19 protein-coding genes are annotated in these 19,109 nt (G+C 68.1%); 5 read left to right on the forward strand and 14 right to left on the reverse strand.

Annotation, left to right across the window (positions count from 1 at the left end; translation table 11 throughout):
- Positions 1-210: 210 nt before the first annotated feature.
- Positions 211-3,615 carry a pyruvate carboxylase gene (locus tag NRB20_RS07440; RefSeq protein ID WP_153408942.1) on the forward strand — a complete coding sequence of 1,135 codons (3,405 nt, stop codon included), beginning with the start codon at positions 211-213 and terminating at the stop codon, positions 3,613-3,615.
- Positions 3,616-3,994: 379 nt separating this feature from the next.
- Complete coding sequence (gene rsmD, locus NRB20_RS07445) at positions 3,995-4,555, forward strand: 16S rRNA (guanine(966)-N(2))-methyltransferase RsmD (protein WP_319944595.1); 561 nt, start codon at positions 3,995-3,997, stop codon at positions 4,553-4,555.
- A gap of 52 nt (positions 4,556-4,607) precedes the next feature.
- Here the strand turns inward: rsmD and NRB20_RS07450 are convergent, their stop codons facing one another.
- Entirely contained in the window at positions 4,608-5,516 is a 909-nt protein-coding gene (locus NRB20_RS07450) for a LysR family transcriptional regulator ArgP (protein ID WP_153408946.1), read from the reverse strand.
- A 72-nt stretch (positions 5,517-5,588) separates the two neighbouring features.
- Between NRB20_RS07450 and NRB20_RS07455 the strand changes: the two genes are divergently transcribed.
- Positions 5,589-6,212: a LysE/ArgO family amino acid transporter gene (locus tag NRB20_RS07455; RefSeq protein WP_319944596.1), complete on the forward strand. Its 624-nt coding sequence runs from the start codon at positions 5,589-5,591 to the stop codon at positions 6,210-6,212.
- 4 nt (positions 6,213-6,216) lie between these two features.
- On the opposite strand, the gene NRB20_RS07460 is transcribed toward NRB20_RS07455, so the two are convergent.
- The 7 genes from NRB20_RS07460 to NRB20_RS07490 form a co-directional block, all read right to left on the reverse strand.
- On the reverse strand, positions 6,217-7,254 hold the full coding sequence (locus tag NRB20_RS07460; protein ID WP_153408948.1) for a PHP domain-containing protein: 1,038 nt from the start codon (positions 7,252-7,254) through the stop codon (positions 6,217-6,219).
- The gene (locus NRB20_RS07465) at positions 7,251-7,832 is read right to left on the reverse strand and encodes a dihydrofolate reductase family protein (protein WP_153408950.1); all 582 of its coding nucleotides are present in this window, start codon (positions 7,830-7,832) and stop codon (positions 7,251-7,253) included. The genes NRB20_RS07460 and NRB20_RS07465 overlap by 4 nt, the downstream gene beginning before the upstream one ends.
- Positions 7,833-7,920: 88 nt before the next feature.
- A complete protein-coding gene (gene mutM, locus NRB20_RS07470) occupies positions 7,921-8,778 on the reverse strand; it encodes a bifunctional DNA-formamidopyrimidine glycosylase/DNA-(apurinic or apyrimidinic site) lyase (protein WP_153408952.1) in 858 nt (285 codons plus the stop codon).
- Positions 8,779-9,513, reverse strand: a complete 735-nt coding sequence (rnc, locus tag NRB20_RS07475; protein ID WP_406603792.1) for a ribonuclease III — start codon at positions 9,511-9,513, stop codon at positions 8,779-8,781.
- Positions 9,514-9,532: 19 nt separating this feature from the next.
- A complete protein-coding gene (rpmF, locus tag NRB20_RS07480) occupies positions 9,533-9,715 on the reverse strand; it encodes a 50S ribosomal protein L32 (protein WP_040826295.1) in 183 nt (60 codons plus the stop codon).
- Between the two features lie 62 nt (positions 9,716-9,777).
- On the reverse strand, positions 9,778-10,380 hold the full coding sequence (locus NRB20_RS07485) for a YceD family protein (protein WP_153408954.1): 603 nt from the start codon (positions 10,378-10,380) through the stop codon (positions 9,778-9,780).
- A gap of 102 nt (positions 10,381-10,482) precedes the next feature.
- Positions 10,483-11,229 (reverse strand): DivIVA domain-containing protein, encoded by a 747-nt coding sequence (locus NRB20_RS07490; protein WP_153409775.1) that lies wholly within the window; start codon positions 11,227-11,229, stop codon positions 10,483-10,485.
- 227 nt (positions 11,230-11,456) lie between these two features.
- Between NRB20_RS07490 and NRB20_RS07495 the strand changes: the two genes are divergently transcribed.
- Positions 11,457-11,966 (forward strand): GtrA family protein, encoded by a 510-nt coding sequence (locus tag NRB20_RS07495; RefSeq protein WP_227833326.1) that lies wholly within the window; start codon positions 11,457-11,459, stop codon positions 11,964-11,966.
- 37 nt (positions 11,967-12,003) lie between these two features.
- Complete coding sequence (gene coaD / locus NRB20_RS07500) at positions 12,004-12,489, forward strand: pantetheine-phosphate adenylyltransferase (RefSeq protein ID WP_153408956.1); 486 nt, start codon at positions 12,004-12,006, stop codon at positions 12,487-12,489.
- Between the two features lie 26 nt (positions 12,490-12,515).
- Here coaD and NRB20_RS07505 read toward each other — a convergent pair whose 3' ends face one another.
- The 6 genes from NRB20_RS07505 to NRB20_RS07530 form a co-directional block, all read right to left on the reverse strand.
- Entirely contained in the window at positions 12,516-13,682 is a 1,167-nt protein-coding gene (locus tag NRB20_RS07505) for a glutathionylspermidine synthase family protein (RefSeq protein ID WP_153408958.1), read from the reverse strand.
- Positions 13,683-14,558 (reverse strand): hypothetical protein, encoded by an 876-nt coding sequence (locus NRB20_RS37485; protein WP_194289756.1) that lies wholly within the window; start codon positions 14,556-14,558, stop codon positions 13,683-13,685. It abuts the gene before it with no gap.
- Positions 14,559-14,604: 46 nt separating this feature from the next.
- Positions 14,605-14,940 (reverse strand): acylphosphatase, encoded by a 336-nt coding sequence (locus NRB20_RS07515; RefSeq protein ID WP_319944597.1) that lies wholly within the window; start codon positions 14,938-14,940, stop codon positions 14,605-14,607.
- Positions 14,937-15,401, reverse strand: coding sequence for an OsmC family protein (locus NRB20_RS07520; RefSeq protein WP_153408959.1), 465 nt, complete (start codon positions 15,399-15,401; stop codon positions 14,937-14,939). The genes NRB20_RS07515 and NRB20_RS07520 overlap by 4 nt, the downstream gene beginning before the upstream one ends.
- Before the next feature lie 337 nt (positions 15,402-15,738).
- The gene (locus NRB20_RS07525) at positions 15,739-16,449 is read right to left on the reverse strand and encodes a response regulator (protein WP_319944694.1); all 711 of its coding nucleotides are present in this window, start codon (positions 16,447-16,449) and stop codon (positions 15,739-15,741) included.
- Positions 16,450-16,502: 53 nt separating this feature from the next.
- Positions 16,503-19,046 (reverse strand): sensor histidine kinase, encoded by a 2,544-nt coding sequence (locus tag NRB20_RS07530; RefSeq protein ID WP_153408961.1) that lies wholly within the window; start codon positions 19,044-19,046, stop codon positions 16,503-16,505.
- Between the last annotated feature and the right edge of the window lie 63 nt (positions 19,047-19,109).

The raw sequence follows: 19,109 nt of genomic DNA on the forward strand, positions 1-19,109 counted from the left end.
GCGAACGCACATGGGCGTTCGTCCCGGCCGCACGGCTCTCCCGTCGAAGGTAACCGATCGTGAGCCGCGCGCGGGCCATCTCGTCTCGACGCACACCGATATGTCGCCGCGATGTCGGTCCGCGCACCGGTCGCGGCGGCCTTCGGTGAGTGCCCGGTCGAACCCGTTACAGTTTGCGTAGGGCTGTATCCGGGCAGGTACCTTTATCGGATGTTCTCCAAAGTGCTCGTCGCCAACCGCGGGGAAATCGCCATTCGCGCGTTCCGTGCCGCCTACGAACTCGGCGTCGGGACCGTCGCGGTGTTCCCGTACGAGGATCGCAATTCGGTCCACCGGCTCAAGGCCGACGAGGCTTATCAGATCGGGGTGCCCGGCCATCCGGTCCGCGCGTACCTGTCGATCCCGGAAATCATCAAGGCCGCCAAGACCGCCGGGGCCGACGCGATCTATCCCGGATACGGATTCCTGTCGGAGAATCCCGATCTGGCCGCGGCCTGCGCGCGTGAGGGCATCACGTTCATCGGCCCGACGTCCGATGTGCTCGAACTGACCGGAAACAAGGCGCGCGCCATCGCCGCCGCCCGCGCCGCCGGGCTGCCGGTGCTGGCCTCGAGTGCGCCGTCGGCGGATGTGGCCGAACTGCTGACCGCCGCCGAGACGATGGAATTCCCGATCTTCGTCAAGGCCGTCGCCGGTGGTGGCGGTCGCGGTATGCGGCGGGTCGCGGACCGGGCACAGTTGCGCGAGGCGATCGAGGCCGCGGCGCGCGAGGCCGAATCGGCCTTCGGTGACGCGACGGTGTTCCTGGAGCAGGCGGTGATCAACCCCCGCCACATCGAGGTGCAGATCCTGGCCGACGGCAACGGCAATGTGATCCACCTGTACGAGCGCGACTGTTCGCTGCAACGCCGGCATCAGAAGGTCATCGAGCTGGCCCCCGCGCCGAATCTGGATCCCGCACTGCGCGAACGCATTTGCGCCGACGCCGTGGCCTTCGCGCGGCAGATCGGTTACAGCTGCGCGGGTACCGTGGAATTCCTGCTGGACGAGCGCGGCAACCACGTCTTCATCGAGATGAATCCCCGTATCCAGGTGGAACATACGGTGACCGAGGAGATCACCGATGTGGATCTGGTGCAGGCGCAGTTGCGCATCGCGGCCGGGGAGACGCTGGAATCCCTCGGTCTGAGCCAGGATTCGATCAGCATTCACGGCGCGGCGTTGCAGTGCCGGATCACTACGGAGGATCCGGCCAACGGATTCCGGCCCGACACCGGGCGGATCACTGCGTACCGCAGCCCGGGCGGCAGCGGTATCCGGCTGGACGGCGGGGCCAATCTGGGTGCCGAGGTGGCCGCGCACTTCGACTCGATGCTGGTCAAACTCACCTGTCGCGGCAGGGATTTCGCGACCGCAGTGGCGCGGGCGCGACGGGCGGTGGCCGAGTTCCGGATTCGCGGTGTGGCCACGAATATTCCGTTCCTGCAAGCGGTTCTGGACGATCCGGACTTCCGGGCCGGGCGGATCACCACCTCCTTCATCGACGAGCGCCCGCATCTGCTGACCCAGCGCGGTTCGGCCGATCGCGGCACCAAGATCCTGAACTATCTGGCCGACATCACCGTCAACAAGCCGCACGGCGAGCGGCCCACCGCGGTCTATCCGCAGGACAAGCTGCCCGCGCTGGATCTGACCGTGCCACCGCCGGACGGGTCGCGGCAGCGGCTGTTGCGTTTGGGCCCCGAGGGTTTCGCGCGGGCGCTGCGGGAGCAGCCCGGAATCGCGGTGACCGACACCACCTTCCGTGACGCGCACCAGTCGCTGCTGGCCACGCGCGTGCGCACCAACAGCCTGTTGCAGGTGGCCGGGCACGTGGCCCGGATGACGCCGGAGCTGCTGTCGATCGAATGTTGGGGCGGCGCAACGTATGACGTGGCGTTGCGATTCCTGCACGAGGATCCGTGGGAGCGGCTGGCGGCGTTGCGCGAGGCCGTGCCGAACATCAACCTGCAGATGCTGCTGCGGGGTCGCAATACTGTCGGGTACACGCCGTATCCCGAGAAGGTCACGCGCACATTCGTTTCCGAGGCCGCGTCGACCGGTATCGACATCTTCCGGATCTTCGACGCGTTGAACAACGTGGATCAGATGCGTCCGGCGATCGACGCGGTACGCGAGACCGGCACCACGATCGCGGAAGTCGCGCTGTCCTACACCGGTGATCTGTCGGATCCGAACGAGGATCTGTACACGCTGGACTACTACCTGAAACTCGCCGAGCAGATCGTCGCGGCGGGCGCGCACATCATCGCGATCAAGGATATGGCCGGACTGCTGCGCGCACCCGCCGCGCACACCCTGGTCACGGCGTTGCGGAGCAATTTCGATCTGCCGGTGCACGTGCACACGCACGACACCCCGGGCGGGCAGCTGGCGACGTATCTGGCCGCGTGGCAGGCCGGTGCGGATGCCGTGGACGGTGCGAGCGCGCCGATGGCCGGGACCACCTCCCAGCCCGCGCTGTCGGCGATCGTCGCGGCGGCGGCGAATTCGCCGTACGACAGCGGGATCAACCTGCAGCACGTGTGCGATCTGGAGCCGTACTGGGAGGCGTTGCGAAAGGGCTACGCGCCCTTCGAATCCGGGCTGCCGAGCCCGACCGGACGGGTCTACGAGCACGAGATCCCGGGCGGTCAGCTGTCGAATCTGCGGCAGCAGGCCATCGCGCTCGGACTGGGCGACCGGTTCGAGGAGGTGGAGGCGAAATACGCTGCGGCGGACCGGCTTCTGGGTCGTCTGGTGAAGGTGACGCCGTCCTCGAAGGTGGTCGGCGATCTGGCGCTGTCGCTGGTCGGATCCGGGGTCGCGGTCGACGACTTCGCCACCGATCCGGGGCGCTACGACATCCCCGATTCGGTGATCGGTTTCCTGCGTGGGGAACTCGGCACCCCGGCGGGCGGCTGGCCCGAACCGTTCCGCAGCCACGCGCTGGCCGGACGCGGACCCGCCAAACCCGAGACCGAGCTGACCGCCCAGGACGAGGACGGGCTCAACGGCGATTCGGGGCTGCGCCGAGGGACGTTGAACCGCTTGCTGTTTCCCGGTCCGACAACCGAATTCCTCGCGCACCGCGAGAAGTTCGGCGACACCTCCCGACTGTCCACGAACCAGTACTTCTACGGTCTGCGGCACGGTGAGGAACACCGGGTTCAGTTGGAGAAGGGCGTCACGCTGCTGATCGGCCTGGAGGCCATCTCCGAACCCGACGAGCGCGGCATGCGCACGGTGATGTGCATCCTGAACGGCCAGTTGCGCCCGATCACGGTGCGCGACCGCTCGATCGCCAGCGAGATCCCCGCCGCGGAGAAGGCCGACAAGTCCGATCCCGGCCACATCGCGGCCCCCTTCGCCGGTGCGGTCACCCTGGTCGTCTCCGAGGGCGACATCATCGCCGCGGGTGACACCATCGGCACCATCGAGGCGATGAAGATGGAAGCCGCCATCACCGCCCCCCGCGCGGGCACCGTGGCCCGCGTCGCCATCGGCCGCGTCCAGCAGGTGGAAGGCGGCGACCTGCTCGTCGACATCCGCCTGAACGAGACCGCCGCCGAGTGAACCTGCCGCACCGCACATCCCGCGCCGGCCGCCGTCCACCGGCGGTCGGCTCCGGGATGTCCCGGCCTGCATCTGCGTCGGTCCAGCAGCGGGCCCGCGCGGCGGTGCGATACTTCGGTTCCGGCCGGTCGGGCGGGAATTCGGTAGTGGCGCTCGGTGGCGAGCCGCGGGATATTCTCGGCCGCAACGGCATCGGGACGGGCGCGGTGGAACCTGCCGCAACGACGTCGAGCCGGGCGCGGAGAACGCATATCGGGCCGACCGGGATCGTCGCGGCATCCGACTGCCCGGGGAACCTACCCGGGCCGGGCGTGTATCGCGGCGGGATATCTTCGGCCGCAGCGAAATCGGCTCCGGTGTCTGGCGGAGTAGTGTCGCGGTGACCCGGATCGTGGCCGGGGTCGCGGGTGGGCGGCGGTTGCGGGTGCCGCCCGCCGGGACGCGGCCGACGTCGGATCGGGTGCGGGAGGCGTTGTTCAGCATGCTGTGCGCCCGAATGGATTTCGACGGTATCCGGGTGCTGGATCTGTATGCGGGGTCGGGTGCGCTCGGGCTGGAGGCGTTGTCCCGCGGCGCATCCCACGCGCTGCTGGTCGAATCCGATCGCAAGGCGGCGGCGGTGGTGCGCGGCAATATCGCCGATCTGGGGCTGCCGGGTGCCGAATTGCGGCCCGGCACAGTCTCTTCCGTGCTGTCCACTCCACCCGCCGAACCGTACGACCTGGTCCTGTCCGACCCGCCCTACGCGCTGGATGCCATTCAGATCACCGCCGACCTGACCGCGCTCACCACCAACAACTGGCTCTACCCGGACGCCTTGGTCGTGGTCGAACGCGCCACCCGTTCCCCCGAAACCACCTGGCCCCCAGGCTTTTCCCCGCAGCGCACCCGCCGCTACGGCGAAACTCGCATCGAATCGGCGGACTACGAACCCCGGTAACGCATGTTCTGTCCGGCGGCACGGGAGGTGAACGCCGGTGTGCAGGTTCGTTTCAGAGCAGGGATTCGGCGGCGGCGTCGGCGATGGCGGTGGCGACCGCGGTGAGGGCAGGGGAGTCCAGACGCCATTGTTGCCAGTAGAGGGCGACGTCGACGTGTAGGGAATCGTCCAGGGGGATCAGGGATTTCGCGTAGTCGCCGGTGCCGATCTGGAGGTCGGGGAGCAGGCCCCAGCCGAGGCCGAGGCGGACGGCCTCGGCGTAGCCGGAGGTGGCGGGGATGTAATGGCGCGGTGGGTCGACGGGACGACGGGTGCGGCGGCGGATCAGACGGTCCTGGAGGTCGTCGTTGCGGTCGAAGACGATCACCGGGGCCGTGGCGAAGGCGTGCCCGGTCGCGCCCTCGGGAAACCAGGTGCGGGCGAAGTCGCGAGTTGCCATGGGGCGGTACCGCATTGCGCCCAGCCGACGCACCCGGCAGCCCTGCACGGGCTGGGCGGTGGCGGTGATGGCGGCCATGACGGTGCCGTTGCGCAGCAACCGGGTGGTGTGTTCCTCGTCCTCGCGGTGGATTTCGAAGCAGACCCCGGGCGGTGCGCCGGACAGCGCGGGCAGCACCCAGGTCTCCAGCGAGTCGGCATTGATCGCGATCGGCAGTCGCACCCGCCGATCGGCCTCCGGGCTCGCGTCCTCGGATTCGCTTGCGGCGGCACCGAGTTCGCGGGCGGTATCACCGGTCAGCAGTTCGATCTGCCGGGCCAGCCGCAACACCGCGAGCCCGGATTCGGTGGGACGCACGGGTTTCGTCCGTTGCAGCAGGATGCGCCCGACCGCGCGTTCGAGCGCCTTGATGCGCTGACTGATCGCCGACGGCGTGACGCGCAGTCGCCGCGCGGCCGCCTCGAAGGTGCCCTCGGCGACGGCTGCGTCCAGGGCCCGGAGCTGGTCCAGCTGGAGATCCATATCAAGAAATTGTAATGATCGGTGAAAAACATTAGCTGGTCTGGCCGATATGTCGCACTTAGCGTGGAGCCGGTGGATACGTCGTCGGCCGTGCGGGCCGCCCTCTCGGGCCTGGGTTTCGGACTCTCGCTGATCGTGGTGATCGGTGCGCAGAACACCTTCGTGCTGCGTCAGGGCATCCGCCGCGAACACGTACTCGCCGTGGTGGCGGTCTGCGCGATCTCGGACGTGGTGTTGATCGCCGCGGGTGTGGCCGGACTCGGTGCGATCATCCGCTCGGCCCCCACGGTCCTGGTCGTGGCCAGGTACGCGGGCGCGGTGTTCGTGATCGGCTACGGGATCATGGCGGCGCGGCGGGCCCTGACGCCGGGGACGATCAGCGGCGAACCGTCCGGCGCGTCGGTGGCCCTGGGCGCGACGCTGCTCACCTGCCTCGGCATGACCTGGCTCAACCCCAACGTCTACCTGGACACCGTGGTCCTGCTCGGCTCGTTCGCCAGCACCTACGCGGGCGCGTACCGCTGGTTCCTGGCCGCCGGGGCGATGTTCGGCAGTATCGCCTGGTTCACCTGCCTCGGCTTCGGCGCGCGCCTGCTCGGCCCGCTGTTCGCCCGCCGAATCGCTTGGCGCGCACTGGATTCGGTGATCGCGCTGATCATGTTCACGCTGGGCGCGGTGCTGCTCCTACAGCACTGAGCGACTACGAAACCGTGAACGCCAGCAGCCGTTCGAGCGGCCAGGTATTGATGATCCGCTCCGGATCCACCTCGTTGGCCAGCGCCCGCGCGCACCCGTACCCCTGCCAGTCCAACTGCCCCGGCGCGTGGGCGTCGGTATCGATCGAGAAGTGACACCCCATCTCGACGGCCAGTTGAATCAGCCGTCCGGGCGGATCGCGACGTTCGGGTCGGCTGTTGATCTCCACGGCCGTCCCGAAGCGTCGGCACGCCTCGAACACCAACTCGGCGTCGAACTCCGACTCCGGCCGCAGCCCCCGCTCACCTGCCACCAGCCGCCCGGTGCAGTGTCCGAGCACGTCCACATCCGGATTCGCGACCGCGGTGACCATGCGCCGGGTCATGGTCTCGCTGTCCGCCCGCAGATTCGAATGCACACTGGCCACGACGATGTCGAGTTCGGCGAGCAGATCCGCGCGCTGATCGAGCGAACCGTCGTCGAGGATGTCGACCTCGATGGCGGTGAGGATCCGGAAGGGCGCGAGTCGCTCGTTCAACTCGGCGACCACGTCGAGCTGACGCCGCAGCCGATCGGCCGAGAGCCCGTTCGCGACCCGCAGCCGCGGCGAATGATCGGTCAGCGCACAGTATTCGTGCCCCAGCGCCATCGCCGTGCGCATCATCTCCTCGATCGGGCTGCCGCCGTCGGACCAGTCCGAATGCGTGTGCAGATCCCCGCGCAGCAGCCGACGCAACTCGGTCCCCTCGGGCGCGAGAACCCGTGCCTCCGAACGCAATTCGGTCAACCGTGCGGGCACCTGTCCGGCACATGCCTGCGCGATCGCCGCCGCTGTCTTCGGCCCGATCCCCGAAATATCCTGCCAGCCACCGCTTTTCCGAATCCGATCGAACTCCTCGTCCGACAACGCCGCCACCGCGTCGGCCGCCCGCCGATAGGCTTTCACCCGATGCGTCCGCGCTCGCTCACGCTCCATCCAGAACGCGATCTCCCGAAGTGCCGCAACGGGATCCGGCTCCGGCGTCGTCGGATCCGGTGTCATCTGATCCGCACGTATTTGAGGAAGGCCACGCCGTCCTCGAACACCCGGCTGGTCAGCACCCGGAACCGGTTCGGCTCGGGCAGCCGCGCCGCCGGACCGAACAGCGGCCGCCCGCTGCCCAGCACGATCGGATGCAACTTCAGGAAGACCTGATCGATCTCCGGCAGCAGCGCCTGCGCGAGCTCTCCACCGCCGCACAGCCAGATGCCAAGGCCCGGTTCACGTTTGAGCGCCCGCACCCGGGCGAGCGGGTCGGCGGCGATGAGTTCGACGTCCGGATCGGGATCCTCGGGCAACGTCGTGGACACCACGAACTGACGCAGGTGCGCGTACGGGCTGGAGGTGCCGGTGCGCACGCCGAAATCGTGCGTCCGGCGGCCCATCAGGACCGTGTCGAAGGTTTCCGCCGGTTTGTCCAGCCCCAGTGCCTCACGCACTTTCGTGGGCAGGGTTTCCGGATACTGCGCGTTGATCACCGGGACGTGATCACCGCCGACGGGGAAGAAATCCACCGAACCGTCGTCGGTGGCGATGAATCCGTCGATCGTCGAGGCAACGTAGTAGGTCAGTTTGCGCATCTGTCCTCCTCAACAGCCGGGACATGGGCCGTATGAAGACGGTAGCGCGAGCAAATCCCCAGCCGCCGGGTTTTTGCGCAGCCGAGGGCTATCCGCGCGGTCGCGGCTGGCAGCGCGGGCAGGAGTAGGACGACCGGTTCATGAACTTCTCCCGCCGGATCGGCGCACCGCACCGGCGGCACGGCTCGTCCTCGCGCCCGTAGGCGGCCAGCGACCGTTCGAAATATCCGGATTGCCCGTTCACGTTGACGTACAGCGCGTCGAAGGACGTCCCACCGGCCCGCAGCGCCTCGGACATCACCGCCTGCACCTCGCTCAGCAGTCCGTGCAGCGCGGGCCGGGTGAGTTTGCTCGCAATGCGCTCGCCGTGCAGCCGCGCCCGCCACAGCGCCTCGTCGGCATAGATGTTCCCGATGCCCGACACCACGGTCTGATCCAGCAGCACCCGTTTGATCTCGGAATGCTTGGCGCGGATCCTCCGCACCACGGCATCGGCGTCGAACAGCGGATCCAGCGGGTCGCGAGCGATATGCGCGACCGCCTCGGGCAACGCCGTACCGTCGACCTCGACCATCGGATGCAACGCCCACCCGCCGAACGTCCGCTGATCCACGAACCGCAACTGCGCACCCGTATCGAGCGTGGCGACGATGTGGGCGTGCTTCTCCAGGGGAGCGTCGGCGGGCTGGACCAGCATCTGCCCGCTCATCCCGAGGTGCACCACCAGCGCGGTATCGGGATCGTCGAAGGTCAGCCAGAGGAATTTGCCGCGCCGCTGGGCCGATTCGACCCGCAGACCGGACATCCGCGCCGACAGATCATCCCCGCCGAGCACATGTCTGCGCACCGAGCGGGGATGTTTCACCGTGACGGATTCGACGATATGACCGACCACATGATCGGCGAGGCCGCGCCGAACGACCTCGACCTCGGGAAGTTCGGGCATCTATCCCTCGTTGAGAGATTGCCAGGCTGCGCCGGCGGCCTTCTGTTCGGCTTCCTTCTTGGACCGGCCGATACCCGAGCCGTACGCCTGACCACCGATCACCGCTGTCGCGGTGAACTCCTTGTCGTGATCCGGGCCGGTCGAGGTGATCTCGTACGCGGGCACGCCGATACCGCGTTCGGCGGTCAGCTCCTGCAGGCTGGTCTTCCAGTCCAGGCCCGCGCCCATGCGCGGACCACGCTCGAGCAGGTCGGCGAACAACCGCAGCACGACCTCGCGCGCCACCTCGATACCGTGATCGAGATGGACCGCGCCGAGCAGCGACTCCATGCCGTCGGCGAGGATGGACGGCTTGTCGCGGCCGCCGGTCATCTCCTCGCCCTTGCCCAGCAGCAGGTGCGGGCCCAGGCCACCCTCGCCCAGGCCGCGCGCGACCTCGGCCAGTGCGTGCATGTTGACCACGCTGGCGCGCAACTTCGCGAGCTCGCCCTCGGACTTGTCCGGGTGCTCGAGATACAGCCGCTCGGTGATGCTCAGGCCCAGCACCGAATCGCCCAGGAATTCCAGGCGTTCGTTGGTGGGCAGCCCGCCGTTCTCGTAGGCATAGGAACGGTGGGTGAGGGCCAGGCGGAGCAGGTCCTCGCGCAGATCGACGCCGAGTGCCTGGAGCAGGCCCGCATGATCGGCGGACTCACCCACGGCGGGTGCGTCCGCGCGGTCTTTACTGGCTGTCACTGCTGTGCTGCCGGTGCGATCAAACCGCCGAGGCGACCTGGCGGCCCTTGTAGGTGCCGCAGTTCGGGCAGGCGATGTGCGGCAGGGTCTTCTCGCCGCAGGCCCGGTTCGGGCAGGTGATCAGGGTCGGCGCGGTGGCCTTCCACTGGCTGCGCCGGGAGCGGGTGTTGGAACGGGACATCCGGCGCTTCGGAACGGCCACGACTACTTCTCCTTAAGGTTCTCTCCCGGACCGGTTCCGGCCCACGGGAAATCCGTCTACGTCTAATTGAGTTCGGCGGCGGTGCCGCCGGTGCCGGGGGATTCGGCCGTGAATTTGGCGAGCCCCGCCCAGCGAGGATCCAGTATCTCATGCCCGTGGTCCGAACCCGCAATCGCCATCCGCACACCGCATTCGGGGCACAGTCCGGCGCAGTCCGGGGCGCACAGCGGTTGCAGCGGAAGTTCCAGGCCCACCATGTCGGTGACCACCGGTTCGAGGTCGATCATGTCGTCCACGAGGCGGTAGATCTCGTCCTCCTCGGTGGTCTGCTCGGTGGCGCTGTCCGGATAGGCGAACAGCTCGGTCACCTGGAGCACGATCTCGTCGGTGAACGATTCCAGGCAGCGCGAGCACTCCCCGGCGATCGGCGCGGTCACCGAACCGGTGACCAGCACGCCCTCCGACACCGATTGCAGTGCCAGATCCAGGTCCACCTCGGCCCCGGCCGGGATGGCGATCAGGTCCAGCCCGATGGCTTCGGGCACGGTCACCGCGCGCTGCAAGGTCTTCATCGTGCCCGGTTTGCGTCCGAGGCTGCGGGTGTCCAGCACGAAACCCGCGTCGGTCGGACGACGACGCGAACCGGGACCGGAGTCGGCGGGCATGACGAACTCACTTCACCTGTAGATATGGATGGGTAACCAGACCACGATACCGAATGCGCATGGTCGAATCGAAATCGGCCGGAAATCGCGGCCGTTCGCAGGTCAGCGGCGGAAGTCCCCGGCGTAGTCGGGGATACCCGTGCCGCTGCGCAACTGATGCCGTCCGCGATCCACGATGCGCATCGTGCCGTGCAGGATCTCCTCGAAATCGGCGAGCTTGCCGTCGACGTACTGATCGCATTCCCCGCGCAACCGGTCGGCCTCGGCCTGCGCGGAATCGATCAGCCGCGCGGATTCGCTGTGCGCGGCCCGCACCACCTCGGTCTGCTGGACCAGCCGATCCTGTTCGGACTGACCTTCCGCGACGGACCGTTCGTAGGAGGACTGACCGGCCGCGATCATCCGCTCGGACTCCGCCCGCGCGCGTCCGGTGACGGCCTCGAACTCGGCCTTGCCCTCGGTGACGACCCGATCGGCCTCGGCGGTGGCGGTGGCGACCATGTGATCCGCGTGCGCGCGGGCCTCGGCGACCATGCGGTCCGCGTGTGCCTTGGCGTCGGCGAGGATGCGGTCGGCCTCCTCACGGGCGGCGGACACGGTCTGATCGGCCTGGGCGTTGGCGCCGGTGACGGTGTTCTCGGCGGCGTCGGTGGCGTCGTTGACGATCCGGTCGCGGTGGTCGAGCACATCCTGTGCGTCGTCCAGTTCGCCCGGGATCGCCTCGCGCACGTCGTCCAGGAGTTCGAGTACGTCACCGCGGGGGATGATGCAGTTGCGCGTGGGAGGGATCCCGCGTGCCTCTTCGACGATCGCGACGAGTTCGTCGAGTGCCTCGAATACGCGGTACATCTGCTGACCCCACTCTCCTGCCGAACTTGCGATGGCGAACATCTCTGCCGTCGTAGCCCAGTGTGCCTTCCCGCGACGGCGCCAACCGGGTTCGACGGCGGTGTGTCGGCTGGGTGTTTGATATGCCACACAATCAAGTGGAGGAAATCTCTCCGTTTGGTGCTAGATTCTTACCGAGCGGTAGATCAGCCGGGCCCGGGTCCGGCGATGTCTCGATCGGAATGACGATGGCTGTCCTGCACCCAGCAGATCCGGGCATGGGGGTGAACCCCGAGCCCGAGTTCTCCGCATCCTCCGAACCCACGCGGTCCCGGCTGCCCAGTGCGTTGGGACTGCTCGGGAACTATCTGCGCAGCGACCGGTGGCTGGCTCAGCTGATCCGTTTCGCACTGGTCGGCGGATTCAGCAATATCGGCTACTTCCTGCTGTTCACCGCCTGCTACGGCGAGGGACCGCAGGTGGCCAATCTGATCGGCTCGGTCGTGAGCACCGCGATCGCCAACGAACTGCATCGTCGCCTGACCTTCCACGCCGCCGAACGCGTCGGCTGGCTGACCGCCCAGATAGAGGGGGGCGGTCTGGCCCTGGCCGGGTTGGCGATCACGTCGGCGGCGCTGGCCCTGCTGGACGTGGTGGCTCCCGGGATGGGTGATATCGCCGAGGCGATCGCCGTCATCGTGATCACCGCGGCAGTGGGGACCCTGCGTTTCCTGAGCCTGCGACTGTGGGTCTTCTGACGCTCATCCGGGCGTCGCGTCCTGTTAGCGTCTTCTCATGGCTGGAGCAATGTGCCCCGGATCGTTCGATCCGGTGACGAACGGACATCTGGACGTCTTCGCCCGCGCGGCAGCGCAATTCGACGAGATCGTCGTGACGGTGACGATCAACAAGAAGAAGCAGGGCATGTTCACCGTGGACGAGCGCGTGGAGATGTTGCGCGAGGTCACCGCGGAACTGCCGAACGTGCGGGTGGAATCCTGGTACGGCCTGACGGTCGACTTCGCCCGCGAACAGGGCCTCACCGCCATCGTGAAGGGGCTGCGCGACGCGACCGACTTCGGATACGAGTTGCAGATGGCGCAGATGAACAAGAAACTGTCCGGCGTCGACACCTTCTTCATCGCGACGAACCCGCTCTACGGTTTCCTGTCCAGCTCACTGGTGAAGGAGGTCGCCACCTTCGGGGGCGACGTCTCCGACATGCTGCCGGCCTCGGTGCACAAGCGACTGCTGGACCGGCTCGCCGAACGTCGCGGCTGAGTTCGCCCGGCCCCCTTCGGGGCCGTCTACTTCGCCGGAATCCGGTGCGGGACGAACGTCGAGGAGTCGTCGGTGATCAGGCCCGGGGTTTCGCGGATGCCCAGGCCCGCGGCCTCGTCGCCGACGATCCACGCGCCCAGTACCGGGCGCATGCCGTCGAAATCCGGTAGTGGATCGAGCAATTGGTAGACGTAGCCCTCTTCGCCGTAGACGCCGCCGGTGGAGGTTTCCATACCGCCGCCGACGATGGTCATGTTCGCGCCCTCGCGGCCGAGTTTGGGTTTGCGGATGTACTCGGTGAGTTCGTGCGGCTCATCGATGTACGCGGGCAACAGGTTCGGGTGGCCGGGGTACATCTCCCACAGCACCGCGAGCAGCGCCTTGTTGGACAGCAGCGCCTTCCACAGCGGCTCGACCCACATGGTCTCCGGCAGGGAGTCGACCACGCGCTTGCCGAAGTCGTCGTCCAGGGCCCATTCCCAGGGATACAGCTTGAAGATCGATTCGATCGGCGCCTCGGCCAGGTCCACGAAACGTTCCAGTTCGCTGTCCCAGCCGATCTCCTCGATCGGCAGCGCGACGGTGTCGAATCCGGCCTCGGCGGCGGTCTCCTGCATGTAGGCGGTGGTGACGTTGTCCTCACCGCTGCCGTCGGCGGAGGACCAGGTGAAATGCAGTGCGCCCTTGGGGAGTTGGGCGCGCAGTTCGGCCCAGCGCTCGACGAGCTTCTCGTGCAACGAATTCCACTGGTCGTCACCCTCGTGCACGTCGGTGAGCCAGTGCCACTGCACGATTCCCGCCTCCAGCAGCGAGGTCGGCGTATCGGCGTTGTACTCCAGCAGTTTCGCCGGACCGCGGCCGTCGTAGCGCAGATCGAAACGTCCGTAGACGAAAGGGTCGGAGCGACGCCAGGATTCGGCGATCGGGCCCCAACTCCATTCGGGCAGACCGAAATCCGCGAACCGTTCGGTCAGCACGACCTGTTCGGCGGCGTGCAGGCACATGGTGTGCAGCACCTCGACCTGGGCCTCCATCGCGAGGATCTCGTCCAGATCGAATTCGTAGTGCACCGACTCGTCCCAGTACGGGCGCGGCTGTCCGTTCGTGTCGCGACCGGGTGAACCGAATACCAGGCCCTGATCGGCGATGATCCGCTGCCAACTGGCCCGTGGCCGCTCGCGCACCCGGCGCATCTATGAACCTCCCGACTTTCCGCCGCTCGTGGAACCCAGGCCACCGCGAACCACGGTGCCGCTCTTGGTACTGACATGCGCATTGGACGGTGCGCTGAAACTGCCGCCGACCGGTGCGCGGCCGACGGTGTTGGCGCCGCCGTAGTAGTAGCGGTACTGGTGGCCGTTGAAGAAGAACACCGCGGGCAGTCCGCTGTGGTACGTACCGGTCGTGGTGGCGTAGTTCTGGGCCGCGACGCAGTCGTTGTCGTTGACGACGGTCTGCTGGCCGCTGTCGTCGGTGATGCAGTAGGCGGTGACGTCGGGTTCGGAGGGCTGGCAGGCCAGATAGCCCGCGCCGACCACCGCGGCGACGCCGACGATCGCCGCGCCGCCGATGAGCACCCGTTTGCGGTTGCGCTGCTTGGCCTCGAGGGCGAGCGCGGCCGCGCGTTCGGCCTCCTCGGCGCGTTTGCGCGCCTTGTCCCGTGCGCGCGACTCCGCGACTGTCGGCGGGCGGGGCTGCGTGACGCCCGCTTCCTGACGTTCGATCCGGCCGTGCGGCGCGTCGTCGGCGGATGTGTCGTCCGGCGGGGGATAGATCGCACCGCCGATATCGGGCGTCGCGGGTTGCGCGCTGACCTTCGTCGCGTCATCGGACAGGCCGAGTTGCGGTGTGGTCGCCGTCGCATCCGGATCGTCGCCGCCGGATGCGCTCGCCCGGGTGTCGCCGAGGACGGGCATGGGCAGCGTCGGATTCGGCATGCCCGGGATCGGATGCGTCGGCTCGGGTTCGGCGAAGCCGGGACCCTGCGGACTCACGCGTTCGGTGGGAGCGGGCTCCTGGGCGGGGTGTGAGCTGCCTGTCTCGCCGGGGTCGGGGTTGTAGCGTCCCATACCCGGATGTTCCGTTGCCACCGATCTACTCCCTGTTCCCCACCGATTACCGTTCCACGAAGCCCGAGAGCTCACCCTGGGCGGCACCCCAGTCTTCCACAACCGTATCCACCCGACCCGGGGTTGTGTCCGACCGGAGCAGGGCCAGCAGTTTCTCGCAGTGTTCCCGCGGGCCCTCCGCGATGACGTGCACGCGGCCGTCGGCGGTGTTGCGGGCGTAGCCGACCAGGCCCAGTTCCAGTGCGCGCGAACGGGTCCACCAGCGGAAACCGACGCCCTGGACGCGGCCGTGCACCCAGGCGACGAGGCGGACGTCGGCGCTGGTGTCCGGTTGCCGCGCGGCCTCGGCGGGCGTGTCCGGTCGTGCCGCCGGAGTGCTCACGAATCGACCTGGAAAGACAGGTTGACCTGGGAGCCCGCCTTGAGCGTGCGACCGACGGTGCACACCTTGTCGATGGCGCGCTGCACGGTGACCAGCAGACGTTCGCGTCCGGCCTCGTCCAGTTCGGACAGGTCGAGTTCGACGAGCTCGTTCAGCTCCGGGTACACCTCGCTCTCGCGGTCGGCGTCGCCGGAGACGCGGATGGTGACGTCGTAGTTCTCGCCCAGCCGATTCGACAGCGGGAAGTCCGAACTCATCCCCGTGCACGCGGCCAACGCGATCTTGAGCAGCTCACCGGGGGTGAACACACCCGGCACGCCGTCCGAGCCGATCAGCACCTCGGCCCCGCGCGAACTGCGTCCGGTGTACCGCCGCGTCCCGGTGCGCTCGACCCACAGCGAGGTCGGGGTCTTGCCCGCACCCGGGGTTGCCGCGGCAGTGCTCGAAGTCTGTTCAGCCATACCTCAATCGTGCCATCAGGTTCGTAGTGCCGGCATTCGACTCTGGAGTTAGCCGCACCACCCCGAAGCACCCGTTCCGCCAACCCTCGATAACGCCGACAGCAAGGTCACCCAGTTCCGTCAACCATCGACAACGCCAACTCCGAGGTCAGCCAGTTCCGCCAGCTCCGAATAACGCCGACTGCAAGGGTCGGGGCCCGGGTCGATTCTGGACTGACGGAGCGGGGGAGCGAAGCGGAGGAGCGGAGGAGGGAAGAATCGAGCCTCAGGGGGCCCCGACCCGCCGGAGCGGAGCGGAGGCCAAAAATACAGTCCCGCCGGAGCGGAGCGGAGGCAATCAGACACTGAAGCGGTAGCCCATGCCTGCTTCGGTCAGTAGGTGCTTGGGGTGGGACGGGTCGTCCTCGAGTTTGCGGCGGAGTTGGGCGAGATAGACACGGAGGTAATGGGTTTCGGTGGCGTAGGACGGGCCCCAGACCTCGCGCAGGAGTTCGCGGCGGCCGACGAGTTTGCCCTGGTTGCGGACGAGCATTTCCAGCACGCCCCATTCGGTGGGGGTCAGGTGGACGTCGCCACCGTGTTTGACGACCTTCTTCGCCGAGAGGTCCACGGTGAACGAGGACGTCTCCACGATCGGATCGATCCCCTCGGTGGCGGTCGCGCCGCGCCGGACCGCGGCCCGCAGCCGCGCCAGCAACTCGTCCATGCCGAAGGGTTTGGTGACGTAGTCGTCGGCGCCGGCGTCCAGCGCCTCGACCTTGTCCGCGGAGTCGGTGCGCGCGGACAGCACGATCACCGGGGCGGTACTCCAGCCGCGCAGACCGGCCAGCACGTCGATACCGTCCATATCGGGCAGGCCCAGGTCCAGCACCACCACGTCGGGGTGTTTCTCCGCCGCCGCCCGCAGCGCCGCGGCGCCGGTCGCGGCGGTGATCACCTCGTATCCGCGCACCGACAGGTTGATCCGCAGTGCGCGCAGGATCTGCGGTTCGTCGTCCACCACAAGGACTTTCGTCGATGCGGCGCCGGTCTGATCGCGGTCGCGGATTCCGCTCTGGGGGCGTGCGGGACGCTCCCCGTCGTTCGTGCTCGCCGGTATCGTCACCCGATCTCCTCCTCTTGTCGCACCGCCGGAACGGCCGGTAGGTCGATGACCACGGTCAGGCCGCCGCCGGGGGTCGGCTCGGCGTGCACGCTGCCGCCCATCGCCTCGACGAAGCCGCGCACCACCGACAGGCCCAGGCCGACGCCGGTGGAGTTGTCCCGGTCGCCGAGCCGCTGGAACGGTTCGAACAACTGATCCTCCAGCCCGGCCGGAATCCCGGGACCGTGGTCGACGACCGTCAGCGAGATCCGGTCCCGGGTCTGCTCGGCGGTGACCCGGATCGGAGTATCGGGCGGGGAGTAGCGCAGGGCGTTGTCGATCAGATTGGCCAGGACGCGATCGAGCAGACCGCTGTCGGTGAGCGCCTCGACGTCGCCGACCTCGACCTTCACCCGGTCGTGCACCGCGCGGCGCAAACCGCGCGTGCCCATGCCGACGCCGACGACCGCGCGGTTCACCACCTCTTCCAGATACACCGGTTTGAGCCGGGGCGTGACCACCCCGACGGCCAGCCGCGAGGAATCCAGCAGATTGCCGACCAACCCGGTGAGCTGATCGACCGATTCCTCGACGGTTTCCAGCAGTTCGGCGGTGTCCTCGGGGGAGAACTCCACGTCATCGCTGCGCAGACTGGACACCGCGGCCTTGGCGGCGGCCAGCGGGGTGCGCAGATCGTGACTCACCGCCGAGAGCAGTGCGCGACGCAACCGATCGGCCTCCATCACCCCGGCCGCGGCCTGCGCCTCCTGCGCGAGCCGGCGCTGGCGGACCAGCCCGGCGGCCTGATTGGCGACCGCGCCCAGCACCACGCGATCGGCGGGCGTGAGGGAGCGGCCGTTGAGCAGCAGCCAGTGCCGATCGTCACCGGCCTCGATGGCGGTGTCGGCGTCGGTCACCCGGCGCGCGGGATCGCTTCCGACACAGGCGATCACGTCGTCGTCGGTGACCAGCGCGACCGCGCTCTGCCCGTACGTCTCGCGGGCGTGCTCGAGCAGATCGGGCAGATCCGCGCCGTGCAGCACCGCGCCCGCGAACAGCGTCAGCAGTTCGGCCTGCCGCGAGGCTGTGCGTGCCTCGGCGGCCCGCCGTTTGGAGATGTCGACCAGCGCGGCCACCGCCACCGCGACGATCGCCATCACCACGATGTTGAGGATGTTGCTCAGCTCGGAGATGGTCAGGCTGTAGCGGGGGGAGACGAAGAACCAGTTCAGCAGCAGCCCGCCCAGCACCGCGGACAGCGAGGCCGGCGCCACGCCGCCCAGCAGCGACACCGCGATCACGCCGACGAAGAACAGCGCGCTCTGCCCGGCCAGATCCTGCGGCGAATCCAGTAGGTAGAAGCAGATCGCCGTGATCAGCGCGGGTACCAGCAGCGCCGCGAGCCAGGCGGACAGCGTGCGTTCCGGCGGCAGCATCGAGGACCAGCGAAATCCTCGATTGGACTCCTCGTGGGTGACCATGTGGACATCGATCTTGCCGGACAGTTGCACCACGGTCGAGCCGATGCCCTCGTCCAGCATCCGCGCCCAGCGCGAGCGTCGGGAGGTGCCCAGCACCAGCTGCGTCGCGTTGACTCCGCGCGCGAAATCCAGCAGGGCGCTGGGCACGTCCTCGCCGGTCACGGTGTGCAGGCTCGCGCCCAGGCCGGTGGCCAGCTCACGCAACCGGTTCAGCCGTTGGGTGGACACCCCGGCCAGCCCGTCGCCGCGCACCACGTGCACCACGATCAGATCGGCACTGGACTTGGTGGCGATGCGGCTCGCGCGGCGCACGATGGTCTCGGATTCGGGGCCGCCGGTCACCGCCACGATGACGCGCTCGCGGGCCTCCCAGGTGTCGGTGATGCTGTGGTCCTCGCGATATTTCGCCAGTGCCGCGTCGACCTGGTCGGCCAGCCACAGCAGCGCCAATTCCCTTAGCGCGGTGAGGTTTCCGGGACGGAAGTAGTTGCGCAGCGCCGCGTCGACCTTGTCGGCGGCGTAGACGTTGCCGTGGGAGAGCCTGCGCCGCAACGCTTCCGGGGTGATGTCGACCAGCTCGACCTGATCCGCGCCGCGAACCACCCAGTCCGGCACGGTTTCCCGCTGCACCACGCCGGTGATCTGTTCGACGACGTCGTTGAGGCTCTCCAGGTGTTGCACGTTGACCGTGGAGATCACATCGATGCCGGCGGCGAGCAATTCGTGCACGTCCTGCCAGCGTTTGCCGTTCTTCGAGCCGGGCACGTTGGTGTGCGCGAGTTCGTCGACCAGCACCACGGCGGGCGCGCGCCGCAGCACGGCATCGACGTCGAGTTCGGGCAGCGTCGCGCCGCGATACGACATCTCCTTGGTGGGAATGCGTTCGATGCCCTCGAGCAGTGCGGCGGTCTTGGCTCGCTGATGCGTCTCGACCACCGCGGCCACCACATCGCGGCCGCGATCCAGCCGCCGATGCGCCTCACCGAGCATGGCGAAGGTCTTGCCCACCCCGGGGGCGGCACCGAGGTAGATGCGCAGTCGACCGCGTCTCACGCGTCCATCATCTCGCGTGGAAACCATCGTGGCTGGTGGGGCGGCCGCGCGGCGTGGTCCGGCATGGAGGTCTCCTCGGGGATGTGAAGG

Origin of the sequence: Nocardia macrotermitis (assembly GCF_009604405.1) — a bacterium.
Lineage (GTDB): Bacteria > Actinomycetota > Actinomycetes > Mycobacteriales > Mycobacteriaceae > Nocardia > Nocardia macrotermitis.